The organism is Nitrospinota bacterium (assembly GCA_016217735.1).
Lineage (GTDB): Bacteria > Nitrospinota_A > UBA7883 > JACRGQ01 > JACRGQ01 > JACRGQ01.
Genome location: JACRGQ010000009.1, coordinates 1 through 7,402, shown reverse-complemented (window position 1 = coordinate 7,402; position 7,402 = coordinate 1). Strand labels below are relative to the sequence as shown.

9 protein-coding genes are annotated in these 7,402 nt (G+C 57.4%); 7 read left to right on the top strand and 2 right to left on the bottom strand.

Annotated features, from left to right (window positions below):
• Window positions 1–602, bottom strand: a 602-nt coding sequence (locus tag HZA03_01455) for a hypothetical protein (GenBank protein ID MBI5636615.1), incomplete at its 3' end; no start/stop codon positions are given.
• Window positions 603–793: 191 nt separating this feature from the next.
• Window positions 794–1,141, bottom strand: a complete 348-nt coding sequence (locus HZA03_01450) for a prepilin-type N-terminal cleavage/methylation domain-containing protein (protein ID MBI5636614.1) — start codon at window positions 1,139–1,141, stop codon at window positions 794–796.
• 333 nt (window positions 1,142–1,474) lie between these two features.
• Between HZA03_01450 and HZA03_01445 the strand changes: the two genes are divergently transcribed.
• The 7 genes from HZA03_01445 to HZA03_01415 form a co-directional block, all read left to right on the top strand.
• Window positions 1,475–3,607 carry a hypothetical protein gene (locus HZA03_01445; GenBank protein ID MBI5636613.1) on the top strand — a complete coding sequence of 711 codons (2,133 nt, stop codon included), beginning with the start codon at window positions 1,475–1,477 and terminating at the stop codon, window positions 3,605–3,607.
• Between the two features lie 65 nt (window positions 3,608–3,672).
• Window positions 3,673–3,933, top strand: a complete 261-nt coding sequence (locus tag HZA03_01440) for a glutaredoxin family protein (GenBank protein MBI5636612.1) — start codon at window positions 3,673–3,675, stop codon at window positions 3,931–3,933.
• A 3-nt stretch (window positions 3,934–3,936) separates the two neighbouring features.
• On the top strand, window positions 3,937–5,007 hold the full coding sequence (locus HZA03_01435; protein ID MBI5636611.1) for a hypothetical protein: 1,071 nt from the start codon (window positions 3,937–3,939) through the stop codon (window positions 5,005–5,007).
• The gene (locus HZA03_01430) at window positions 5,004–6,041 is read left to right on the top strand and encodes a glycosyltransferase family 9 protein (protein ID MBI5636610.1); all 1,038 of its coding nucleotides are present in this window, start codon (window positions 5,004–5,006) and stop codon (window positions 6,039–6,041) included. Before HZA03_01435 ends, HZA03_01430 begins: the two co-directional genes overlap by 4 nt.
• Before the next feature lie 309 nt (window positions 6,042–6,350).
• Window positions 6,351–6,569, top strand: coding sequence for a hypothetical protein (locus HZA03_01425; protein ID MBI5636609.1), 219 nt, complete (start codon window positions 6,351–6,353; stop codon window positions 6,567–6,569).
• A gap of 31 nt (window positions 6,570–6,600) precedes the next feature.
• The gene (locus tag HZA03_01420) at window positions 6,601–7,146 is read left to right on the top strand and encodes a cytochrome C oxidase subunit II (GenBank protein MBI5636608.1); all 546 of its coding nucleotides are present in this window, start codon (window positions 6,601–6,603) and stop codon (window positions 7,144–7,146) included.
• 12 nt (window positions 7,147–7,158) lie between these two features.
• Window positions 7,159–7,402 (top strand): cytochrome C oxidase subunit I (locus tag HZA03_01415; protein ID MBI5636607.1); only part of this gene is annotated, 244 nt, incomplete at its 3' end.

The window sequence follows — 7,402 nt, the reverse complement described above, 5'->3', positions numbered from 1 at the left end:
GTAACCCCCATTTCTTTGCTCAGTATCGCGCCGAGGTAACAGGCAAGGGCGAGGAAGATGAAACCTTTGCGCGGCGGCGCGGCGGGGGGAAAGGCGCGGAGGTAGGCGATGAGCGCGCCAAGGTAGAAGAGCAGGCAGAGGAGGTCGGAGCGCACGTCGCGTGTGGCGGCATAGGCGTTTGCGGGGTGCAGGGCGAAGAGCGTGGCGGCGATGAAGGGAACCAAAGGTTTATCCGGCAGCAGCCGCGCGGCTAGGAAAAAGACCATTATCGCGCAGGCCCAGTGAAACAGTATTTGGTCGAAGTTGTATATCGCGTCGTTGGTGCCGGCGAAGCGGTACTCCAGCCAGAAAAGGGCGCTGACCAGTGGGCGGTAGAAGCCGGGCCGCATTTCGAACCGCGCATCGTCCACGCGGCATCCCTCGCAGAAGTCTCCCTGAAACACCCGCAGGATTCCATCGGACGCGGTTATCAGGGGGTTGTTGTAGGTGACCATGCGCATATCAGTGGTCATTTCCATGTCAATGCCGGGGCGGAATGTCAGCAGAACGGCGGCAAGAAGTAGTAGGGAAAAGAGGATGCGGCGCACACGGGGATTGTTCATGAAAAGATGATAGCAGAGCCTCATTTATGGTGGGTATACAATTCATCAGTCCTTGTATGCCGAGGGGAGAAGCTTTGACAATATGTCTGGGTGCCGGATCAGTGTCCGGTATGACAAAACGAGTAATGCAGGTAAAAAAAAGGCATGGAGCCGAAGCCCCATGCCTTTAAAAGGACTAAACGGTTAGCAGCTTACTGCAGACCGCCAGCGGTGGAGTCCCAAGTGAATATCTTGGTGCCTTGTGGGTGTGAAGCGGTAATAACGAAGCCATTGGTGGTAAGTGCCGGGGTGGCGGTAATATTCTTGGTCGATTTGAAGCCAATAGCGGTAAGCGAGGCCAAGGTGGCTGTATATGCGTTGTTGGTTGCGTAGTACGACTCTTCGGACAGAGCCATGTTGCGCACGTCGGATTCGGCCGCGCTGTCGTTCGCCTGCTTCTTGTAGTTGGCGAACTGCGGGATGGCTATCGCAACGAGGATACCGATGATCGCCACGACCACCAGCAGCTCGATGAGCGTAAAGCCCTTTTCGCCCTTCAGGGTATTCTTGAACATGTTATAACCTCCAAAAAAGTTTATTGCCTTTGGCGCTTTGCCGCGCCCTTAAACACTTGCCCATTCGATAGTGCAGATTTCAGGCCAAGATGAAAATTTGCATTTTCCACCCTCTGCATGGCCGATATACTACCATATAAATCAACCTAATAATGGGAAAATGTATCTGATGCCATGGAGTCGCCTGAACGGGTAAATGGAACCTGAACCGGCCCAAAAGTTGTCCGACATGACAAAAATTGTCATGTCTTCCAAGCCGGAAGGGGGGGGGAGTTAAATAACTTGAGTTGTTTTACCGCCTCGCATAGCATTCCATAAATGGGGAAGCCGCTAAATCGCGATGAACTGAAAAATGCTTATTTAAATCTGATGTCCGGCTTCGGCATTGCCTTGGCCGTGCTTGGCCTCGGCCATCTGATTCTGCCACACAACGGCGAACCTTACGAGTGGGCCCAGTACCTGCTTCTCGGAGGGGTTTTTCCCCCGCTTCTTCATGCCGTCCATTTTCCGTTCCGCCATGCGAAGGCACGTCCGGTTGTGGAAATATTCCGGTGGGGTTCCTCATTCGCGGCTTTGGCGTTTTGCGTTTTTATCGTTCCCGGCGGCGATATTCCCGTTATTTGTGGGTTTGCGCTGGCCCATTGGTTTTTTCTTGGCGGCGCCAATGGTGTGGCGGTGCATGACCGGGAAAAAATCGGAGTGTCTTTATTCGTCTTGGTGGCGGCGTATGCGGCATGGGGACTGTTGTCCAGGTTCTTTTGGTGGGAACCGTTTGGCCGCTTCGTAACCGGCGGGGCGCAACAGGTTGTTGCGGCGATCCTGGCGGCGGCTTTTGCCATCTGGTATTGGCCGCAAGACGCGGTCAAGCGGAGCGCTCCCCGCGCTTTCTCCATTCCGCGGATTCTGGCGGAACTCGCCCTGATATTGATATTGGCGCTGGTTGCATTCCAGCTTCCCTATGAAATAACCGATCACCACGATTTTTATGTTGGCAGCGCGGCCTTGGTGCGCCAAGGGGGGTGGCTATTATGGGATGTGCCCAGCCAGTACGGATTTCTGGATATCCTCCTTCTGGCCGCCTTGCCGTTCAAATCGTTGCATTTCAGCCTTTATGTTGCGGCCTCGGCATTGCAGTTATTATGCGCCCTCATTATGTACGGCATGTTAAGGGCGCTTCGGCCGGGCGCATTCGGAGCGGCGGCCGGAACATTGTTAACCATCACCGTGGCGTTTATGGCGGTGGATGCGCCGCAACATACCGGTTTGAACACCCATCCCAGCGTCAGCGGAATGAGGTTTCTTTTTTGCTACCTTTTCCTGGCGTGGAGTTATTGGAACATCACGGCGGAAAATGGCGCCGGAGGCGCGCGAAGTGCGCGTTTTTGGATCGGTTCCTGTCTATGGGCGGTTGGCTGCCTTTGGAGTTTCGAAAGCGCCATTTACAGCACGAGCATTTGGCTGCCCCAATCCTTGTGGTTGGCATGGGAAACCGCCAAGCAGGGTTCTGGGGCCGAAAATACCGGCCAATGGCGGCGGGCAGCGCTGATTTTTTTCACTTCCCTGTTGCCGTTGCTCATCCTGTTCGGGGCGGTTAATGCTTTCTACATTTTCGGTTTAGGCCATTTGCCGGATTGGTACGCGTTTATTGAGTATGCAGCGGTGTATAAGGGTGGCTTCGGCGCGCTTCCCATAGAACCACTGGGCGGCGTATGGGGGCTGCTGCTGGTATTTACCGCCGTTTCCGCCTGTGCCGCAACGGCTTTCCGGGATCGTCTTAAGGAATGGCCCGCGCTCATCGGAATAATGGGACTCATCTGGACCACGGCCAGCTATTTTATCTCGCGCAGCGCCGAGAGCAATCTTCTCAATCTTGCCCCCATCCACTTCACCTGTGTGGTCACGGCTATGGCGGCTTTCAAGGAGAAACCGGCCCACCGGCTTATGCTATGGGCGGTTTTGATCCCCTTAAGCGCGGTGTTGCTTATCGCCACATGGGGAAGTCCGAACCTGCCCCGGTTTTTCCACGAGACCTTCCGGATGGATCATGCATCGCGCTTTTATGGGCTGTTGCCCAAAGCGGAGGAATCGTTCGTGGATATTCTGAAAGAGGTTAATTATAAAAAGGGGGATCCGCTGGTGGTGATGACCTTAATGATGCCTCCGCCGTTAGCCGATGCTGATTCCAAAGGGCCGGCTGACGATATCGGGCTTTACCGGTTTTGGCTTCCGATGGCGCCCACCGGCGAGTTTTGGCTTCTGCCCCCGGAGCGGCGGACGATTTATATCTCACGGTTCACCGACAGATTCCGGGAAGGCGGCTTATTGGTTATACCGCATGAGACTCCCATAGGCCAGATAGGCGGATTTTTCGCCTGTATAGACGTAAAATACCGGATGACGCTTGAGCGGAGCAACAACGATTGGCTTGTCAGGCGGTACGAGCCGCGCTAGCCGTCTCCATATGGGGCGGCGTGGGAAAGTGGTAAACTGCGCCTGTTGAAAGGGGATTCGGGAAGATGCATGAACCGGTGGAATTGCTCCTGTATTCCAAGGAAGACTGTCCCCTCTGCGGGGAGATGGCGGCGGCGGCCCGTGAAGCGTCCCGCAGAATCCCGCTTTCCGTCACCTATGTGGATGTTGCCGCCGACCCGCGGCTGCAAAACGAATACGGGCTCGACATCCCGCTTCTTTTCCACAACGGCGTCTGCATTGCCAAGCACCGGATAACGCCGGAAGAGCTGGTGGCGAAGCTGAAGCGCCGCATGGGGAATTTTTAGCCGATGCCGCGTACGTTGTTCTTCGTTCTGTTTTGGCTGGCCGCCGCGATTTGTCCGGCTTTTGCCGGGGAAGCGGTATTCACCGGCCAAGAGGAGGTGCTGCGGGGGCTCGGCTATTCCTACCGCCTCCGCTTCACGGAGGCGAAAGAGGTTTTCGCCCGGCTTGTCACCACATACCCCTCTTCCCCGGCGGGCCGGTTTTATTCCGCCGCCATCGGCTGGGGGATGACGGAGTCGGACGCCCGCTGGCGCGTCATGGCGTCGCTCTATGGCATTACCACGCCGCCGAAAAGGGAGGTGCGGGACGGCGCGCCGCTGGAGGCCGACCTCAACGCCGTGATCGTTCTGTGCGACGCGATATTGGCGAAGAAGCCGGACGATTTCGAGGCGCTCTTCTACAAGGCGGGGGCGCACGCCTTCCTCGCCCGGATGCACGGTTACGGCGGCAATTATTTCGGCGCCATGTCCCACGGCAAAAAATGCACCGCCCTTTTCGACCGTCTCTACGCGCTCTATCCCGGCCAGGGGGATGCGATGATCGGCCCGGCGATATACAAATATCATGTGGGGAGGCTTCCCGCGCCGCTGCGGTGGATCGTTGGGCTGCTCGGTTTAAGCGGCACGAAGGAGGAGGGGCTGGCGCTGGCCGAAAAGGCGTATGCCGCCGCGGTGCTTTCCCGCGTGGAGGTTGCCGATTTCCTGGCGCGCACATATGTGCTGCATGAAGGAAATCCGCATAAGGCGCTGGAATGGATCGCGGCCCTCGAACGGGAGTTGCCGGGCACCATGGCGGCGGAGTTCGACCGTCTTCTCGCGTATCATGGTTTGGGGGATGCCGCGAATGAAGAGGCGGCGATTTTGCGCCTGCTTGGCCGGCTGCCCGAGGTGGATTCCGCGGTGCGCGCGCAATGGGAGCCGCTACTGGATTTCGCGCGCGGCTCGCTGCGCGAAAAGCGGGGCGACCGTCCCGCCGCCGCGGCGTTTTTCAAAAAAACGCTGGCGGCCCCCGGTCTCGACCCGTGGCTTAAGGCCGAGGCGGAACTGAAACTGCGGAGAACGGACGGACGGCGATGAAAGTCCTTATTGTCAAACTCAGCTCGATCGGCGATGTGGTACACGCCATCGCGTTTGTGAACCGGCTCAAGGAGGCTGTGCCGTACGCCGAAGTGGACTGGGTGGTGAACGATGCGTACGCCGGACTGGTCAAAAACGTCCGGGGCGTACGCCGGGTCTGGCACTTCCGCCGGGCGGCGTGGGGGAAGGAGTGGCACCGCCCGCGCACATGGGGGGAGATCGCCACGCTTATGAATTGGATACGGCGGGAAAAGTACGATGTCTGCCTCGACTTGCAGGGATTGCTCCGCAGCGGGTTGATCACCGCGCTCTCCGGCGCGAAAATCCGCGCCGGGTTTTCCAACGCGCGGGAGGGAAGCCACTGGCTTTACAGCCACCAGGTGGAACCCGGCAAACAGCCCCACGCAGTGGCGGCGCTGTTCCGCGCCCTGTCGCTCTTCGCCATCGAGCCGCCGCCGCGCCCCGATTTCACTTTCGATATTCCCGCGCAATCCCGCGCCCAGGTGGATACTTTGCTGGAGGGACTCGGCATCCGCGGCCCCTTTGTGGTGTTTCATGTGGGGGCGCGCTGGAAAACCAAAATGTGGCCCGCCGCCCATTGGCACGCCCTCGCGGGGGATGTCCGCGGCAAGAGCGGTTTGCCGGTGGTATTCACCGGGTCGGAAGCGGATGTTCCGCTGATTAACCGGATCATCGATGGCCGGGACGGGCTGTACAACCTGGCCGGGGGGTTGGGCCTCGCGGAGACCTCGGCGCTGTTGGCCCGCTGCGCCTTGATGGTGACGGTGGATAGCGGCCCGATGCACATCGCCGCCGCGTTCGACCGCCCGATAGCGGCCATTTTCGGGCCGACATCCCCCCAAAAGACCGGCCCCGTCAGCCGCGGCCCGGTCGATATTCTGCAAGCGAAGCTCAACTGCGTCCCCTGCTTTTCCCGCGCCTGCAAACGCAAGCACGAATGCATGGAGGAGGTCGCGCCGGACGAAGCCGGCCGCCGGGTGATGGGGATGTTGGGCCGCCTGAATTTGAGGTAAGCCGTCCGCCATCTTTGAGGCGGCCGAGGCGTTTAGTTTGGCAGTGGGTTGGTTTTTTTATAAAGCAACTAAACGTTCAGCATGATAACGTTTTAAATGATCAAAATGCGCAATAACCGGATGGGGGCGCTTGCCGCTGGCGAGTAGAATCAATGACTTTTGTCATGGAACTTTCTATTATAATCCAAACTTTAAGAAATATGCATGAATAAAAGTCATAGTCCATTTTCTTTTATCGCCTTAAAGTGTACCGAATAAAGGTTAGAGGTTCTTGGGCGCCCAAAATGGGCAGAAAGGGGTGATTGCGCAATGGCTAACGAAAAGTCTCAAGGTTCAGGCAACGATCACGTTTCTTACTGGCAGGTCTTCATGGACGATTGGTGGCTTCTGTTTTTTCTCTGTGCCGCCATCTTTTTTATTTCCTACACCACTTGGGGTGTGATGGAACTGGCTTCGGTGGGGATATCGCCACTCGAGGGATTAGCATCGCCTGCCGCGCCGGCAGTAACGCCGCCAGCGGCACAATGATCCGTATTAATAGTTAGGGGGAGGATAGCCGATGAGCATTTTTATTCCCGAGAAACATTGGTGGCGTGAACCGCTGGACAAAGATGAAAAAGTCTGGCTCGCCATCGCTCTCACAACCAGCATCGTTTTGACGCTGGCCATGCCGTGGTGGCATGTAACGCAGAAACAGAACCCGTCGAGCGAGTACTACAGAATCAAGCCGGATACGTTTGATGCCGCCACCGACCGTTTCATCCAGCAGTATGGGGTGAAGGACGAGGCGGGCGCCATCAAGCAGGAAGGGGGCATCGATGTCGTGGCGCCGCCGCCGGGCGATGTTTTCGTGCGCGGCCAACAGTTCAAGTGGTCCCCCGTGTTGAAGCTGAAAATGGGTTCCGAATACCGCATCCACCTTTCGTCCATCGATGTCTTGCACGGGTTCTCGGTGCAGCCGATCAACATGAATTTCGAGGCGGTGCCGGGGTACGATTACGTGCTGAAAGTCACCCCGACGACATCAGGGGTCTTTAACATCGTCTGCAACGAATTTTGCGGAATCGGCCACCACACGATGGTCGGCCGCATTTACGTGGATTAAGGGGGATAGGGTATGGAAGCTGTATTCAGGACTTGTCCTGTCACCGGCCTCAAGGTTGAACGTAACGCGGAAACGCTGGTTATGTTCAATGCCGTTACCAGCATAGTGTTTTTGCTGGTCGGCGGGCTGTTGGCGTTGTTGTTGCTTCTCACGCGCTGGCAGGCGGTGCACCTGCTGCCGGCCGATTTTTTCTACCGTCTTCTCACGCTGCACGGCATCGCCATGCTGGTGGCGTGGATAGTGTTCTTTGAAATGG